Consider the following 15,717-nt stretch of genomic DNA (forward strand, 5'->3'; position numbering starts at 1 on the left):
CCGGACACCAACGCGAAGATTGCCAGGACTCAGCAGTAGCGCCGTACTTGGGAAACGCGTGTATTCCACCTCATTCATCAGGAGAAATAGAAGGGGAATACAGCTACTTTCATTTGCGGGGAAGCGAGCGGATCGTCGCGGCTGGCTTCGAATCAGAGGCCGAGACCACCCAAGGATTTACCGCCGTCGACAAACAGCGTCTGTCCCGTGACGAATCTAATGCCCGGAGAGGCAAAGAACGCGATCGCGTTCGCAATGTCTTCCGGTGAAGCAGGCGCCTTGCCCGGCTCCAGCGCCACCGCTGCGGCGTATTGCTCAGGCGGCATGGTGCGGGTCATCGGCGTATCCGTGAACCCTGGCGCAATCGAATTAACGGCGATCCTCTTGCTACGCAGTTCCATCGCCATGGCACGCGTCAGCCCGATAACTCCGGCCTTCGAAGCGACGTAATCGGGAAAACCGAGTCCCCCGAGTGCACCGCGCGACGATACCGTAACGATCCGGCCGCCTTCGCGCATCCTTCTGGCACCCTCCTGGGACGGAATGAACACCCCAATCAGGTTCACTTCCAGCGTATGGCGGAAGTCCTCGTCAGTGACCTGATCAAAACTACGCGGCTTATAGACCCCGGCTGCACAGACGACAACGTCGACGCGACCTTCAGTGTCCATCGCCCGTGCAATCCCGGCACGGTCGGTTACATCGAGTGCGTAGCCAGCGACGTCCAATTGCTGAGCCCGGAGAGCGGACACCGTGTCGTTCACGGCCTTCTCGTTCCGATCGATAACGGCAACACGAAACCCATCTCTTGCGAGGCGCGCGACCGTGGCGCGTCCGATGCCCGAAGCCCCTCCGGTAACAAACGCAATCTCCCGACCCGAGGCCGATGTGTTCACTTGATTCATAGCATTCTCTTCATATAGTTGCGGGGAACCTGACGCACTACTCCGCGGGCACCATCGCGTCTGCGACCAGGGTGTGAGTGATATGGAAGACGCGTCCTTCAAACAAGGGCATGATCTCGCTGAGCTTTTGCCTCAAGCGATGCCGGACCGGCTGCGCGAATGCGTACTCCATGGCTTCCACAGAAGGATAGACCGTCTCGAAAGTCATGTAGAGAGACGGTCCCACCTCCTCGATTGTGTCTGCCCGCATCACGCGAACCGATACTGCGCCCGGGAACTGCTTCATCAGCGGCAGGATTTCGGCGTTGATGAACGCATCGAACCGGCTGCGATGCTCCAGTCTGACCGAGCCCTCAAGGTAGGCACAACGTACAATCATTCGGAATTCCCGGGATGAATTCGCCAAGCCCGCTTCAGCGGCCGGCGCACTTCAGAATAAAAGGGGCCCGGTGTACGCCGCATTGACACATGCCGGGCCAAACGCCTGCGAGCTGCACGACCCGCAGACACGGTAGTCAGAAAATATGATTCATGCCCAGGCTAAACGCGGAGTTGCCCGCTGCGGCGTTGCCAACGTCGTTTGCGTTCCATACGCGGTAGAAACCTGAGGTCGCGGTGTTTGGAGCATGATTCCAGATGTGCGCAAAGGAGGTGTACAGGCTAGTGCGCTTTGACACCTTGTGAACGTATCCGATGCCGAATTGCTGTGCGTCATTGTTGGCGGCAGTCCGGTCGTCCTTGTAGATGTACGAGGTAATGATGCGTCCCGCGGCGCCAACAGGGATCTGCGCACCGATCAGGTAGTCTTCCGACTTGTAGTTCGGCGTGCCAGGTACGATCGCTCCCCGGTTGATCACGAAGTTTGCATAGCCGACAAACGAACCGAAATCGAATTTGGCACCCGTGAAGACTTCGCGCGCATTCTTGCCGGGGCCGTTCGCATCCTGAGCATCTGCGTAGGCAATGCGGGCCGAGAACCGTTGGTTCGAGTACCCCAGCGAGGCGCCATACTGGACATTTGCTGCAGAACTCCCAGCCACTTCGCCCAAGGCGTACGACAACTCGCCTTCTAGCCCGTTCATGCCGGTTGGCAGGTTGTACTTGATCCCGTTATCCATCCGGTTGGAGCCGCCACGCCCGCCTGCTGAAATCAGGTTGGCTGACGTGCCAGCCAGACCGGTGACAAATGGGTCGTACTCTGCCTGGGCCAGCGCCAGCGTGGTGTATTGGCGACCGAGCGTGAGGCGCCCAGCCCTGCTATCCAGCCCGAGGTATGCCTGGCGCCCAAAAAGCAACCCACCTTGCCCGGATGCCCCGGTGTCCATCAGCACACCGCCCTCGAGGGTGAAGAACGCTGCCGTACCGCCGCCAAGGTCCTCGCGTCCGCGCATGCCGAATCGCGATCCGGACATCATGCCGCTGGTGACTTTTGTGACAGAGCCCGCGACGGCACCGTTTTCGTGGACGATGCCGATGTCAGCCACACCATACAGGATGACCGAAGACGCCTGCGCCCATGCTCCACCATATGCCGTCGACGTCGTCAGTGCTGCCGCCAGCATTGCCAATTTTTTCATTCGCCGTTCCTCGCTCTTTTCTGGTTATAGTCTTAATTTACAAATTAATTTCTGCCGTATAAATTCCATGCACGAGCGAGCGACATCCTCCCGTGCGGCAATGGGATTACGTATCAGCCAGTTGCCGGTCGACCTGTGGCGGCCGCCCTGCTCAATCGGCCTGGATGCCGAACTCCTTTACTAGCTTGCTGTATCGCGCATAGTCCTCGGCGATCAGTGTTCCAAGCGTGGCCGGCTCGCCGCCGAGCGGCGTGACCGCAATGGTGGCCATGCGGGACACCACCTCAGGCATCTTCAGAATTTCGTTGAAATGCTTGTTCAGTGTGGCGACCAGGCCCGGAGCCATGGCCTTGGGACCGAGAACGGCTTGCCACGCACCGACTTCGACATCCTTGTAGCCGAGTTCCCGCAGGGTCGGGACTTTGGGCGCAAACGGCGAACGCTTGGCGTCGGCCACTGCAAGGGGCGCCAGCTTGCCGGACGGAAAATACTGGGCCACCGGCCCCAGCGTCGAATACATCATCGGCACCTGCCCGCCCAGCAGGTCGACGATGGCTGGCGCGCTGCCACGATAGGGTATCTGAGAGATCTTGACGCCTGCGGCCTTGTTGAACAATTCGCCCAGGATATGCATGGGCGAGCCATTGCCCGGGCTCGCATAGGTTTGGATGTCGCCGGTCCGGGCGCGCGCCATGAACTCGGACATCGTGGAGGCTGCGGCCCCTTTGTTCACAATGACAAAGAGCGACTGTGTACCGAGTTCGATGATGGGCGTGAAGTCCTTTTGCGGATCGTAGGCAGCGCCGCTACCAGGCTTCAGCACCAGCGGCGAGATGACAAGGGTGTTCGGCGCAAACAGAAGCGTATAGCCGTCGGCTGGTGCCTTGGCCACGTAGGCGCTGCCGATGGTACCTCCGGCGCCTGTCCGGTTCTCGACCACGACCGGCTGGCCAAGGCGTGCAGTCAGCTTCTCCGCAAACAGGCGGGCCAGGACATCTGTGTCACCGCCGGCTGGATAAGCCACGACGAGCGTGACCGGCTTGTTTGGGTAGCCGCCCTGGGCCGTCGCGCTGCCTGCCGCCAATGTGGCGGCAATGGCCGTAAGCGCAAGCAGGGCACGGCGCCTTGTGGATAAATACATGCCGATCTCCTCAGAGTTTGGGTCATGTCGTTTCACATATGGAACGACGTTTCATGTTATAACGCGAGAAAATTATAAATTTATGCAACGCTAATAAAAGATGATGTTTACCCTGAGGCGAGCCCACCGACAGCTGCTGTGTGCATCGGGTAGTGCATAATTTCGTGGTTGAGGCTAAATTTATGAATCCTCGGACACGCGACAAATTGCAACGTAGACCACAGGCCGGAGCCGCGCGCTCTCGCCACGCGACCACCTGACGGACCACCATGCGGACTTCCGACCTGCCGGCCAAGCATCAGCACACCCAGGCGCCAAGCCAGACCATCTCCGAAAAGGCATATCAGTTGCTGCGAGCGGACATCATCGCGGGCCGTCTCGCACCGGGGGAAAAGCTACGCCTGCAGTCTTTGCAGGAGCGGTACGACCTCGGCCTGAGCCCGATCCGGGAGGCGCTGATGCTGCTCTGCGGCGATGGGCTGGTAAGCAACGAGGGGCAACGGGGTTTCAGTGTTTCGAAGCTGTCGAAGAGCGACCTCCTCGATCTCATGCAGACCCGGACATCGATCGAGCTGCTGCTGTTGGCAGACGCCATCGAGCATGGCGACGACGACTGGGGAGCCAACATCATGGCCGCGTACTACAAGCTGACCAAGGCTCGCCTGCCGACCGATGCGTCCGACATGGTAGCCGTAGAGCTGTGGGAAACGGCCCATCGCCGATTCCACTTCGCGCTGATCGCGGCCGCCCGCTCGCAATGGCTGCTGCGTATCGATGAACAATTGGTCGATCACTCGGAGCGGTACCGCCGCATTCGTCTCGCATATCCCCGCTCGAGCAAGGAATTGGCCGACGACGTGATGAAGGAGCACCTGGATATCATGGAGGCGGTGCTGGCCCGTGACACTGACAAGGCGTCAAATCTGATGCGGCAGCATCTCATGCGTACCGCCGAGGTGCTGAGCAAGCGTTTCGCGGACTAGGCGACGATCACGACATCAACGCCCGAAGGACGTGCCCAGCGTGGCGCCTCCATTCACTCGAGCGGTACGATGCCAGATTGCGCGAGGCTGGCCAGCCGCCTGTACCACGGATGGTGAGGGTCCGCGAGATCGGTATGCGTCTGGAAATGATCCGCATCCGGATCGACAAACGAGGCGACCGGTCCAGGCTGAAGTGCCAGCACACTGGCAAGGCGGCGGTTCGACATCTTGACGCGAAGGCTGTCATGCCCACCCCAGCTCAGGACGAAGGGGATGCGGTTGCCGCGTACCCAGCACAGCGGACTCATTTGCGCATCATCCGTGTCAGGCCCGAGCACCATGTCATAGACGCGCGCTTCCAGCGACGCCGGCGCGGGCTCGGGGTGGTGCAGGTCGAATATGCCGCTGATCGGCATGCAGCCCAAGAGCGCATCGACCGCGACACCTGCGCGCGCCAGATCGTCGGGACGCAGCGCCAGCAGCGCGGCGAGATGCCCACCGGCCGAATGGCCGGCGAGCACCACGCGGCGTGCCGGCCCCGCCCACGCGGGCAGCAACCCCGCCAGCCTCGATAACAGCGCCATGCCGTCGTCGACCGCGGCCGGCAATGGCGCCGCCGGCGCCAGCCGGTAGCCCGGCGTCACCAGCACACAACCGGCCGAGATCACGTGCGGCGCCATGAACGCCGCGTACTCCTTGTAACCGTTGGTCCACCCTCCCCCATGGAAGAACACTACCAGGGGCGCATCGGGCGCGACGCGCTGTGCTGCGTACACATCGAAGCGCTGGAGCGGGTCGGGGCCATACGGCAGATCTTTCGCCACGCGTAGTCCGACACCAGCCTGCTGCGCCAGGGCCAGCACGCGTTCTTCATAAGCCTGCGCCGCGGCGCTTGGCAGCGGCATCTGCGGATTCAAAAGCGATTTCATCGTTCAACCGGGAAAGACTCTTAGCGGACGCGGCAACCTCCGGCACTGCCGCACAGTGACCGTATACTCGATCATACAATTTATAAATGCAACATATGTTTGTGTTGACATTGACTTTTTATTTACTTAACTTCGACCTTGTGGACGCCTGGGATCATGGCGTGACATCCACTACCCAAGGAATAGAGACAGAGGAGCTGCATGAAAACGTTGATAACGGTGGCCGGACCGATCGGGCGCCTGACGCTCGCGCAATATTCGCGGGTCGATTCTGTCGCGCATTTCGTCGTAAACACCGCGCCGCACGACCCGGCCGGAGGGCGTTGAGCCATGGCGCACGTCATTCCCGTTAGCCTGCCAAGCCTCGGCCAGCCGTTCTCCTGGGCCACCGAAGCGGGCGGCATGGTGTTCACGGCGCACGGCCCGGTGCGGCAGAACGGCTCCATCGAAACCGGCAGCATCGAAACGCAGGCACGTCTCACCTTCGAGAACCTTCGCCTCGCGCTGGCAGCAGCTGGGCTAGGCACCGCCGACGTCGCGCAGGTTCTTATCTATCTGACCGAGGCGGACGATGTGCGCTCCGTCGACGACGTCTACCGAACCTACTTCGCGCCCCCGTATCCGAACCGCTCCACTGTCGTGGTCAAGGCACTGGTCGTGCCCGGCATGCGCATCGAGATCGTCGCCTACGCGGCAGCTCACCATTAGCCTCGGCGCTACATTCTTTCTAGGAAAATACATTGGTAACGTGCAGCCTGCCCCTGCGGGCCGCCACCACCACCACTACCGCCAGTGCCTGCGACGTCGGCTTCGGCGCGCAAATAAACGAGAAGCTTTGCATGCCCCCCCGGATGTGCGGCTTCGCGGCCTCACAAGCCCGGCAAAACTCCATACGAGCTTAGCGTAGTACTAATGCGAGATCCGAACGGGCTTAGAGCAGCCCCGAGTCGCCCTCATGCAATAGCGGATAGGCAAACGACAGAAGGCCTGGCGAAGTTCCCTAGCGTTTTTGCGTGTGCCGCGACACGGAGGGTGTGGTGAGCAATCGGACATTCAGAGAGCGGCGGACACCGTCGCCTTCGGCCCTTCGGCGCTGCGCAGACGAATGGCTTAGAAGGGTCGGTCAGCGACGGTCGCAGTTCCGCAGCGGGCATCCGACCGAGACCGGCCATTTGCAGCAGCTTGGCTGGGCTCTCACAGATCGGCATGCAGAACACGAGTCACTTGGGGACCGCGCTCGATGCCCCCGAAAGGCGGCGCCTCGTTCGTTCCTTCCATCGGCGGGGAAAGGCTGCCACGCTCACACCGCTAGCATTCGGCGATACTCCGCTTCCAGGTGCGCATCGACACGCTCGACATCGAGACTGCCTTGCCGCACCAAGGCAGTCAACTCCTTCAAGGCGAGGGAACCAAGCCGGACCCAGGCGATCAGATTGCTGCGCAGCATGAACTGGACCAGGTCACCGCCCGAGCGCAGAGTGGCATCCGCGACGTCCACTAGGCACAGTGCACCATGCGCGACCAGCAACATCCGGCGAAGCTCCGGGACGCTCGCCGAGGGGATGCAATCCCGCCACGGGCGCTTGTGATAGAAGCGCTGCTTGGTCACCCATAGCAGGCGCGTCAGCATTTCGGTTATCAAGACCGGAATGGCCATCGCCAAGCCATGACGCAGGTCGTAGCCCTCCTCGAACACCTGGACCGCAATGGTGGCGAAGGTCTGGCGGTGCTGGCCGAATTCGCCCGCGTCGATGAACTGCAGCAGCGAATAGAACGGAATCGGAATACCGGAGCCCCGTCCGGACGCGCCGGAAGAGCCCGCCACATCGGAGAACAGGTGTCCCAGCCAGTTGGCAAAGCCCGCGAAAAGCTTCGCGGCCAGCGTGCCGCCCTGCAATTCGAAGTTCTCGGTATCGATGGTGATCAGCTTCCCACCCGACACGAAGTGCGCCGTGTTGGTGAATTGTCCGAGGATGGAAAAGAACAGCCCCACCAGGTCTGGGGAGTGACCCAAGCTTTTGATGTGATGGTTCATCGTGCTCATCCTGAACGCGCCATTCACATCGCCACCATGCCGGTGGTCATAGTTCACGCGATACAGCCGCTCCAGGTAGCCGATCGCGCTGGCGGTTGGATCCTTGCCATCGCGCGCCCCCTTCCAGCCCACCAGGGAAGCGAACTTGCGCACCGCACTGTTGACCCATTCGTCCGTGACCTTCGTGAGTACGCCTTGTCCCGGCAGACCGACAAAGAGAATATCGATGATGCCCCCGATCAGGCCCACCGTTCCCGCAATCATGTAGTCGTACTTGTCGCAGTTGGGCCCCTGAATCGAGAACTCCGCCTTGATTCTCTGCTCCAGGGCTACGCGCTGCGCGGGCGTCATCAACTGGTTGAATGGGCTTTCCAGCGGGGCCAACTGGTGGCGTGACCGGTACGACTCCACGTTTGCCAGGTATTGCGCCCATCCGGATGCGCCCGCGTCTGGCGCCGCGAGTGTGTCGAGCAGCGTGATCACTGGCGTGGCAGGACGGCCGTCCTCGGCAGTGTCTTCGGGCGCGTCGAACCAGAGGTCGGCCTCATCAAAGACGATCGTTACGTGCTCTCTTGCCTGCATCGAGAGGGTGGCCACGGCGATCGCCTCGTCCAGCAACACTGCGTTCTGGCGTTGCGTCGCCTGCATCGCATCCAGCGCCAGGTCGAGCTCGCCGAGCTTCCTGTCGGCCTGCTCGAGCTGATGCGTCTGGATGAGGAGCGCACGCGCCTCGTCGTCAAACTTGCCGGAACGACTCACGAGAAGAGCCCTGCGATCTTGTCTTTCGCCTTGCCGGCCGCATCCATGGCGGATCCCATGAGCACGTCACCAACGTTAAAGTAGCCGATGGCTTCGAACGCCCTTGCGAGTGTTTCCAGCTCACGCGATGCGTGCGTGCGCCGGATGACCATGCGCTTGACCTTCGACTTTTGCCCGTTAGTCTCGACCGTCATCTCCCGCTCCTCGTAGAAGCCCGAAATAAAGTCGCAGAGATCTGCCTTGGTCGGCTCGCGGGTGAGCATGCGTAGCTTGTCCAGATCCAGGTTGGCGGCGCACCGCAGCCGCGTCGCGCTGCTCTGAACGTCTTCTGCACGGTTCCTCAACACCGTACCTGCGGCCGTCATCTGGGTAATGACGTTCAGCAACTCCCTGACCTTGGCGTCCTGTGTACCGTGCGCCTGGACCGCTTCGTTCAGACGCGTGGTCATATAGTTGATATCGCCGATCAGCAGCGAGATAGTACTTTGCGTCTGCTTGATGACTTCCTGCAGCATTAGCTCCCGGCGTCGCGCGCGTGTAAGTTCGTTCGCGCCCGTCAGCTTCTTGATGCCCGCGTAGGTACCCACGCCGATGAGAACTGCAACGCCAATGCCGGTGGCCATGCTCGAGAGGCCAAGAAATCCGCCCATGCCGAGCGCGGCGAGCCCGGAGGTCATTCCCGCCGCCGACAGACCGATCACCGATCCCGACAGGTAGACGGCAGCCAGGGGCGTCCCGACCGCGGCGGCTCGGGCCGAGATGTCCTTGAGCGCCGCGACGATCTGGTCATCCGAGAAGTCCTCGTTGATCATGTTGTGATCGTTGCGGATCACGCGCTGCGCCAGGTCGATCTCGTCGTTCGTCACCTTCCAGAGGCTCCGGTGCATATTGAGAAATGCGAACTCCTTGACGTCCTTGCCGCCCGTGCTCAGGTAGACGTTAATCAGGTCCTTGACCAATGAGACATGGACTGAGCGCTCTTGGCCATCAGGGCAGGCAGCGTCCAGCTCGCCAACCAATGCCTCCACCGGCGCGAGCGCCTCGGGCGAGGCCATGTACCCGCGCAGCGCAAAGCGCGACTCCGTGGCCAGATCCAGGCGTGTCATCAGCATCAGGATCTCGGCGAACTCGCGCCGGTCGATCGTGGCGTCGTCGGCTACCGCCATGTTGACGATGAGCTTCAGATAGGCGACCTTCAGCGCCTCACTCATCTCGCTGATCGGCACGAACTGCTTTTCTTCCTTGTATTCCTCGAACGACTGCGTGGCAGAATTCAGGATCTTGGCCAGCAGCACATAGTCGCACTCCAGCAGGTTCTTGAACTGGACGCTCCCACCGCCCTTGAGCGAGACCGCGATCCCTTCCATCTTCGTGTCGTCCTTGGCCGTGGGCAGCGGACGCACGGCGTCCACCGTCGCGTAGGGAATCCCGATCGGATCTCCGAACGTCTCCCGATATATCACGCGTTCGCCCGTGAACAGCAGACCCTCTTTGGCGCTACCGAACAACGTGTTGTCGAACAGGGCCACGACGTGGGACGGGACGTAGGAGATGCTGTCGCCGTGCGAGAACGCCTTCACGGCGTTGTTGAGCTTCTTTTCCGGAATGTCCGGTGCGACCAGCATGTTCTTCGAAACCTTGCCGAGGTTGTCGCGCAGAAATTGATTAATATTGGTCATCGTAGGCCTGTCCTGGAGATTCTGTAGTGCAATGAGAGTGGCAGTCTTGCTACTCGCCATCGGGGCTGACCAGCCGCCGCAACGAACGTGATCATTTCTATCGGCCAGCTGTCCCCGCACTGAAGCCCACTTCGGTGGGGTGGCTTGCCGCATTTGCTTGGATTCGCACGCAGACATCGCCGGATAATGTGCTGGCCCGCGACTGTCGCCCGAAGGGTGCCGGTTTCGCGACGTGGCACCTTTGGCCGTCTTATGCTTGCGCCAGCCGAGCAAGGGTTAAAGGACACGCTCCAGCGGGCGCTTCGGAGTCGCCTTGTACGCAACCGAAAGCGCACAGGTAAAGGCCGCCACTACGACCGCTCCGAAAAGTGTCGTTGCAAGCCAAGCGCTAAAGGCCGCCATCGCGGTCTCAAGCAGCAGGGTAAAAGTTGCCCACAATCGTCGTCTCTCCGAGGATTCGTGGAACGATTACGGTGCGTTGATGATCTTCTCCACCCTACTTGGGTGCTGGTAGCCCCCCACTACGAAGCTCGCGCCCTTCCTCAGCGCGCGGGACGTGTTGTTCCACCAACCCATGGGCTTCTCCAGATGTATTGCCCTGGAGCCTCGACGGACGTCGGCCCCCCACCTCTTCAACATGGACATCGCGGCGCCACTCTGTAGCGCCCTTTTGTGGGGTAAGTCGCCACGGTCCATGGCGATCGGAGCCGCCGCCTAGCCGGCGAACCGGACAACCAGCGTCCAGTTCGGGTGCAAGCTATCCTGGACAGCCATCGTCCACCTGGGGGTTAAGACTTGGAACATCGCAACAGACCAGATCGAACCCATGCTAAAGCTTTCGCATCGTGACGACCATGCCAGTCCCTCGGACCACCGCACCGGTCCCCGTAATGCCGACGAGGTCGGCCACATCCCGCCAATCCGGTTGTCGGTGCAGCGCTGGGGCATTGCCCGTGACACACTTCGCGCCATGGTAGATACGTTGAATGCCGCTGATCGGCGTATCGTCTGGTCGGACCACAACGATGGCGGGCCCACTGACCTAATCGTGCATATGGTCGACCTCGAGGGCCTTGCCGGACCGTCCCTGCAGGCCCCGTGGAATCTCTTAGGTCCCGTTGAGGCGCTGCGCGCGGCACGCGAGCAAGGCGTTGCGGCCGTCGTGCTGGCCGAAGGCGAAGCGCGACATCTGCCAATGGTCCGCACGGGATGCTGGATCACGTCGAGTTCCTGCAGTCTCGTGACCGCCGTCCGCATCCTTGCAGGTGCGGCCATCATCGATGCGAGCGAAGTAGATGCAAATGCCCGGTGCGAGCGGCTTGCCACGCTTGCATCGCGGAACGTGCTGGCGCGCGTGCATCGCGTTGTTGCTGCGTCTCCCGCGACCTTGGCATCAAGCGTCCGGACGTTGATCAACAGCGCCCAGCGTGATGGTTGCGCGGCCATGTCGTATGCCAGCATCGGAGTCGCGTCGGACGTTGATCTGGAAGTTCCGCCCAGTAGTACGCCAACGCAGGTATTGTGTTCGCAACTTGCCAACACCGAAGCGGATTTGTTACTAGCCTACCCGTGGCCAGACCTCTCGTCGTCAGCCGGCAAATTCGCCCCGCCGTAGGCGTCCAGCGCGCGCCGCAACCGCCCCGCAATATCGGCGCGCAGGGCCGCTGGCGAGACCACCTCGACTGCATCCGCGCGTTCCAGCAGCAGGTTACTCAGTGCGATCGAGGGCGTGACGGTGGCGGTCAGCATGAACCCGCCTTCCATCTCTGTGATCACTTGGTCCTCCGCAAACTTCAGCTCGCGGAACGGGCTGAGGAAACCACCCAACTCGCGCACGCGCAGCACCATTTGCACGGGCGGTTCGGAGAAGAACTCGAAAGTCCGCTCGTCCCGTACGTATGCCTCGAGCGAGAATGCCGCATCCCGCGCCAGCACGGCATCGCATGTGGCGGCAGCGTGAATCCGGTCCATGCGCAACAGGTGCCGCTTGGTGCCACCCTCGGTACGCGGGCGATCGGCCACTAGGTACAGGACCGGGCCTTTCTCCACCAGCGCAAGTGGCAATATGGTGAATCGCCGGGGCTCCACGGTGGAAGTCCGTCCATTCTGATAGTGAATCTCGACGCAGCCATCCTGATAGAGCGCGTCGAGTACCGCATCCAGTACACCTTCGCGAACCTGAGGCGCGATCAGAGGATAACGTCCGTCGAGCCGGGTCGTCTTGCCCATCCATGCCCGGGCCGTTGCCAGCCGCGCGGCTGCCACGTTTTCTTCCAGCACGCGCACGGCACCGCCGAAGTAATCCGCGAGGCCATCGGTAACCGTGGCAGGCAAATGCGAATTGGCCAACTGCCGCAGCTTCAGTAAGGCAACGGCTAGGTCCACCGGTGGCCGCAGTGCATCCTTGTTGACTGCGACGGCTGACATAGCGCGCCATTCGCGATTGGCATCTTCGCCACGGCGCTGCGCTAGTTGGTGGTTTTCCAGTTTCAGGAAGGACCGCGTGACCTTCTTCGGGTAGACGGAAGCATCTCGCGCGGCGACCTCACGAATCAGGTCGCCCGACCGCTGCCACCTTCCAGCGTGCGCGCGAAGCACCTTCAGCACCAGATAGTCGAAATCGCCCAATGGCATGGGGAGTACAATGGAAAATTGCGGGCGCCTACTCTAGGCGATCATCGGCTCTCGTGTCTATCCCACCGTGGCGGGTGCCGGAACGCCTGCCGTACAACCGACCCTGCTCTGCGCGACGCCCACTGCACGGAAGCCACCTTCCTTTGTTGTACGAGCGTTGGCTGACCGGCGCTTGCCGGCCAGAAGCAGTCGTTGCCGATCTATTCGGCAAGCGTCTGCTGTGCAGGGAGAAACCGTCGCTGAGCGGTGAACTGTTATTGACTCCCAGCAGCTCAATTGCCAGGTAGCCATTGCTCCATGTGAATCTGCGCGAGATCGCCTTGAGCTAAATGACGCCACAACTCGATAATCTTGCTCACGGGGACACCTTCCATATGCCGCTCCCCTCCCGTTTCGAGGTTCTCGAATACGACGTAGCCCCCACGCGATACAGACAAACACCACTCGGATTCGTGCGTAACAGCGACGGAGCCGTGCTCGGTGTCTTCTGGCCGGTCATCCAGCTCGCGTAGCAACGCGAAAAATTCTGAGTCGGACCCTCCGGGTTCCATTGCGCCACATCGGTGAGTCAGGTGAAATGCCATGATCGCAAGCTGAGTAATCTGATTCGGGTGCGCACATCTCCGGAATATACCTCTTCCCTGGGGGAGACTGTTGGAACCTGATGAGCCCACAAGGCCGCGTTCCAGCCGCTCACACGGCTAGCCACTTACGACCGAGTTGGGTCGGAAAGAGCCCACCGGATAGAAGGTGCCAGGTTCTTGCCGCGCTCTGGGCGATTCACGAGGCATGACTCGCTTAAAGGGGAGTGTTAGTATCGAGGCAGAAAATCGGCGCTCCAGCCTGCCGAACAGCCAGCCTTAACTGAGAGGGACCCATTGCCTGAAAGCGCGATGATCTATCGAGCTGGTTCTTAGACGTTGCGGGTCAGCGTGACCCTGCAACCGGGATAGTTCAGGCACCCCCAGAATGCGCCAGCCGGCCCTTTCCGCTCCACCATCTTGATTCCGCAGGCGGCACATGTCGGCGTGCGGTAGTCGCCCCGAAACGCCTGCTTCAGCAACGTCGCTTGCTTGTACTGATCGAGTGCGCGAATCCGTTCGACAATACCCGCACCATCAAGCAATTGAATGCCGGCTCGCTCCGCCGACTCCTGCACCGGTCGCCCGACATAGCCAGACAACGACCAAAAAACGCCTCGACGCACCTTGTGTTCGTGCATGACACCGGCAAGCGCGCGGACCTGTTCCACCTTCACCGGCTTGCTCCATGCCTTGCATTGGACCACGGCCACGGGAACATCCAGGCCAGCCTTGTACAAGGTTGCATCGATGCCGCCATCGGGACCATGGGGCACGGTCTTCACGGTGAATCCCATCGCCTCGTAGTACCCAACACAAAGCAGCTCAAATCGCTTCCACTCCAGCTGCTGGAGGGCATCGAGCGTCCAGCTATGGATTTCCGGCTTTTCCGCTACGGGGGCTGTCCGCGACGGCGGGCCAACGTCCTCCCTTGACCTGGCGGATTCACCGGAGGATGAGGATGACTTCCACCGCGACGACGATCGACTCGTGCGGGAACTCCGCGCTCTCACGGGAATTTCTTGCTGCCTCGCCCCTTCCCTCCGCCGCGCACGGATATATGACAGCACACCCATGAAGCCGAACATGGCGGCGGGAACCCACGCTAACGACTGGCTTAGCATCGCAATGCCCGTCAACAATGGGCTCGATCCGAATATCGCTGGGACGATCCCGCGCAACACGATGTAGGCACCCACGGCCAGCGCTGCAGATACCCACCACGGCGCATCGATCAATATCTCACTAAGCGACGGCTCCTTCCTTCTGCGACCCATTTCTCTACCTGTTATTGTTATACATTGCAGCCCGCGGCATCCCGCCATCGGCAAATCTACCCGATCTGACACACACAACGGGTTGCAACGAGCCAACACCCCACCGACTACGGGTGACAGTGCCGCCCGCTCATACCCGTTAACTTCACAGATGCCGCCATAGTTTCGCTTGACGGCATCCCTTAAACTGCATCCTTCGCGCAACACCAGACAAAAACCATGAGAAAAGCAGGTCGGGTCAAGACGTGGCATGCAGACAAGGGCTTTGGTTTTATCAACGTCCACGCGGACACGAAGGATGTGTTTTTTCACATCACCGCCCTACAAACGCGTGCCGTGACACCAACGCCTGGCGACCGCGTGAGCTTCGAGCTCGGCAAAGGCCGGGACGGCCGACTACAAGCCCTGAACGTTGCCATCGTCGGTGCACCGAAGGCGCGGCCGGACGCAAGCTTTTGGCCGGTGTTCGCGGGTCTCGCGGCGTTGGGGCTCATCGCCGGCGGCGCCCTGATGGGCTATTTTCCACACCAAGCCGGCTTGGTCAGCCTCGTGGCGAGCCTCATCACGTTCTTCGCCTATGGCGACGACAAGACGCGGGCCAGCCGGCATACGTGGCGCACGCCTGAGACGACCCTGCACCTGCTGGCGCTCTGCGGCGGTTGGCCGGGCGCGCTCGCCGCCCAGCACCTGCTACGACACAAGAATCGCAAGCGGGCGTTTCAGGCGATTTTCTGGGGCACTGTCGTCGTGAACGTTGGCGCTATGGTGCTTTGGCGAGCCGTCATGGCGGCCTGAGAAAGGGAAAGCCGAAGGCCGCGGTGAGCCATGTCCAGGCAAATTGCGGCTTACGGGTGTTATGTCAAATAGGCATCGTTCAATGGTCTCCGGACGAGGCCATCCCTAATGTTCCCCCTTTTGCAGAATTTTGTTCGTGGCCCCATGGTCCACACCAAGGAGCGCCAGGCCAGACCCGTGGCGGCGGCCACGAGCCTCGCCGGCGTGCACCGTGATTGTTCGACGCGCAAACGGCGCGCCTCTCACGACCGCCGCCCTCGGCTTCGCAAGCCGCAGCGGGCCGGGCAGCGACTGACCGATCCGTTTGGAAAAGGAACAAAATTCCCTCAACCGTCAGCGGAAGAACAATTATCTGCAAAATTTGCTGATGTAAAATTGTTCCCGGCGCCTTGGAAACGGGTAGCCCGTGGGCGTCCAGCAGG

Annotated in this window: 14 protein-coding genes; 5 read left to right on the forward strand and 9 right to left on the reverse strand. The window is 61.1% G+C overall.

What is annotated here, in order from left to right; all coding sequences use genetic code 11:
• Positions 1 to 152 precede the first annotated feature (152 nt).
• The 4 genes from ACEI37_RS03360 to ACEI37_RS03375 form a co-directional block, all read right to left on the reverse strand.
• Positions 153 to 905 (reverse strand): SDR family NAD(P)-dependent oxidoreductase, encoded by a 753-nt coding sequence (locus ACEI37_RS03360; protein ID WP_373377323.1) that lies wholly within the window; start codon positions 903 to 905, stop codon positions 153 to 155.
• 37 nt (positions 906 to 942) lie between these two features.
• Complete coding sequence (locus tag ACEI37_RS03365) at positions 943 to 1,284, reverse strand: hypothetical protein (RefSeq protein WP_373377324.1); 342 nt, start codon at positions 1,282 to 1,284, stop codon at positions 943 to 945.
• A 136-nt stretch (positions 1,285 to 1,420) separates the two neighbouring features.
• Positions 1,421 to 2,482, reverse strand: coding sequence for a porin (locus tag ACEI37_RS03370; RefSeq protein WP_373377325.1), 1,062 nt, complete (start codon positions 2,480 to 2,482; stop codon positions 1,421 to 1,423).
• A 151-nt stretch (positions 2,483 to 2,633) separates the two neighbouring features.
• Positions 2,634 to 3,623 carry a Bug family tripartite tricarboxylate transporter substrate binding protein gene (locus ACEI37_RS03375; RefSeq protein WP_373377326.1) on the reverse strand — a complete coding sequence of 330 codons (990 nt, stop codon included), beginning with the start codon at positions 3,621 to 3,623 and terminating at the stop codon, positions 2,634 to 2,636.
• Between the two features lie 269 nt (positions 3,624 to 3,892).
• Here ACEI37_RS03375 and ACEI37_RS03380 point away from each other — a divergent pair, with 269 nt between their 5' ends.
• Positions 3,893 to 4,606 (forward strand): FCD domain-containing protein, encoded by a 714-nt coding sequence (locus tag ACEI37_RS03380; protein ID WP_373377327.1) that lies wholly within the window; start codon positions 3,893 to 3,895, stop codon positions 4,604 to 4,606.
• Positions 4,607 to 4,659: 53 nt separating this feature from the next.
• Here the strand turns inward: ACEI37_RS03380 and ACEI37_RS03385 are convergent, their stop codons facing one another.
• Positions 4,660 to 5,535 carry an alpha/beta hydrolase gene (locus ACEI37_RS03385; RefSeq protein ID WP_373377328.1) on the reverse strand — a complete coding sequence of 292 codons (876 nt, stop codon included), beginning with the start codon at positions 5,533 to 5,535 and terminating at the stop codon, positions 4,660 to 4,662.
• Positions 5,536 to 5,736: 201 nt separating this feature from the next.
• On the opposite strand from ACEI37_RS03385, the gene ACEI37_RS03390 reads away from it, so the two are divergent.
• Together ACEI37_RS03390 and ACEI37_RS03395 are read left to right on the forward strand one after the other, a co-directional pair.
• Entirely contained in the window at positions 5,737 to 5,862 is a 126-nt protein-coding gene (locus tag ACEI37_RS03390; protein ID WP_373377329.1) for a hypothetical protein, read from the forward strand.
• A 3-nt stretch (positions 5,863 to 5,865) separates the two neighbouring features.
• Positions 5,866 to 6,243: a RidA family protein gene (locus ACEI37_RS03395; RefSeq protein ID WP_373377330.1), complete on the forward strand. Its 378-nt coding sequence runs from the start codon at positions 5,866 to 5,868 to the stop codon at positions 6,241 to 6,243.
• A gap of 592 nt (positions 6,244 to 6,835) precedes the next feature.
• On the opposite strand, the gene ACEI37_RS03400 is transcribed toward ACEI37_RS03395, so the two are convergent.
• Entirely contained in the window at positions 6,836 to 8,329 is a 1,494-nt protein-coding gene (locus tag ACEI37_RS03400) for a hypothetical protein (RefSeq protein ID WP_373377331.1), read from the reverse strand.
• Positions 8,326 to 10,008 carry a hypothetical protein gene (locus ACEI37_RS03405; protein WP_373377332.1) on the reverse strand — a complete coding sequence of 561 codons (1,683 nt, stop codon included), beginning with the start codon at positions 10,006 to 10,008 and terminating at the stop codon, positions 8,326 to 8,328. The genes ACEI37_RS03400 and ACEI37_RS03405 overlap by 4 nt, the downstream gene beginning before the upstream one ends.
• A gap of 826 nt (positions 10,009 to 10,834) precedes the next feature.
• Here ACEI37_RS03405 and ACEI37_RS03410 point away from each other — a divergent pair.
• Positions 10,835 to 11,623, forward strand: a complete 789-nt coding sequence (locus ACEI37_RS03410; protein ID WP_373377333.1) for a hypothetical protein — start codon at positions 10,835 to 10,837, stop codon at positions 11,621 to 11,623.
• Here ACEI37_RS03410 and ACEI37_RS03415 read toward each other — a convergent pair.
• Both ACEI37_RS03415 and ACEI37_RS03420 read right to left on the reverse strand, forming a co-directional pair.
• A complete protein-coding gene (locus ACEI37_RS03415) occupies positions 11,572 to 12,642 on the reverse strand; it encodes a helix-turn-helix transcriptional regulator (RefSeq protein WP_373377334.1) in 1,071 nt (356 codons plus the stop codon). The genes ACEI37_RS03410 and ACEI37_RS03415 overlap by 52 nt on opposite strands.
• A 913-nt stretch (positions 12,643 to 13,555) precedes the next feature.
• Entirely contained in the window at positions 13,556 to 14,752 is a 1,197-nt protein-coding gene (locus ACEI37_RS03420; protein WP_373377335.1) for a restriction endonuclease, read from the reverse strand.
• Here ACEI37_RS03420 and ACEI37_RS03425 point away from each other — a divergent pair.
• Positions 14,720 to 15,295, forward strand: coding sequence for a DUF1294 domain-containing protein (locus tag ACEI37_RS03425; RefSeq protein WP_373377336.1), 576 nt, complete (start codon positions 14,720 to 14,722; stop codon positions 15,293 to 15,295). The two genes, ACEI37_RS03420 and ACEI37_RS03425, sit on opposite strands and share 33 nt — an antisense overlap.
• Positions 15,296 to 15,717: the final 422 nt, after the last annotated feature.

The organism is Cupriavidus nantongensis (assembly GCF_041726985.1).
GTDB classification, from domain to species: domain Bacteria; phylum Pseudomonadota; class Gammaproteobacteria; order Burkholderiales; family Burkholderiaceae; genus Cupriavidus; species Cupriavidus nantongensis_A.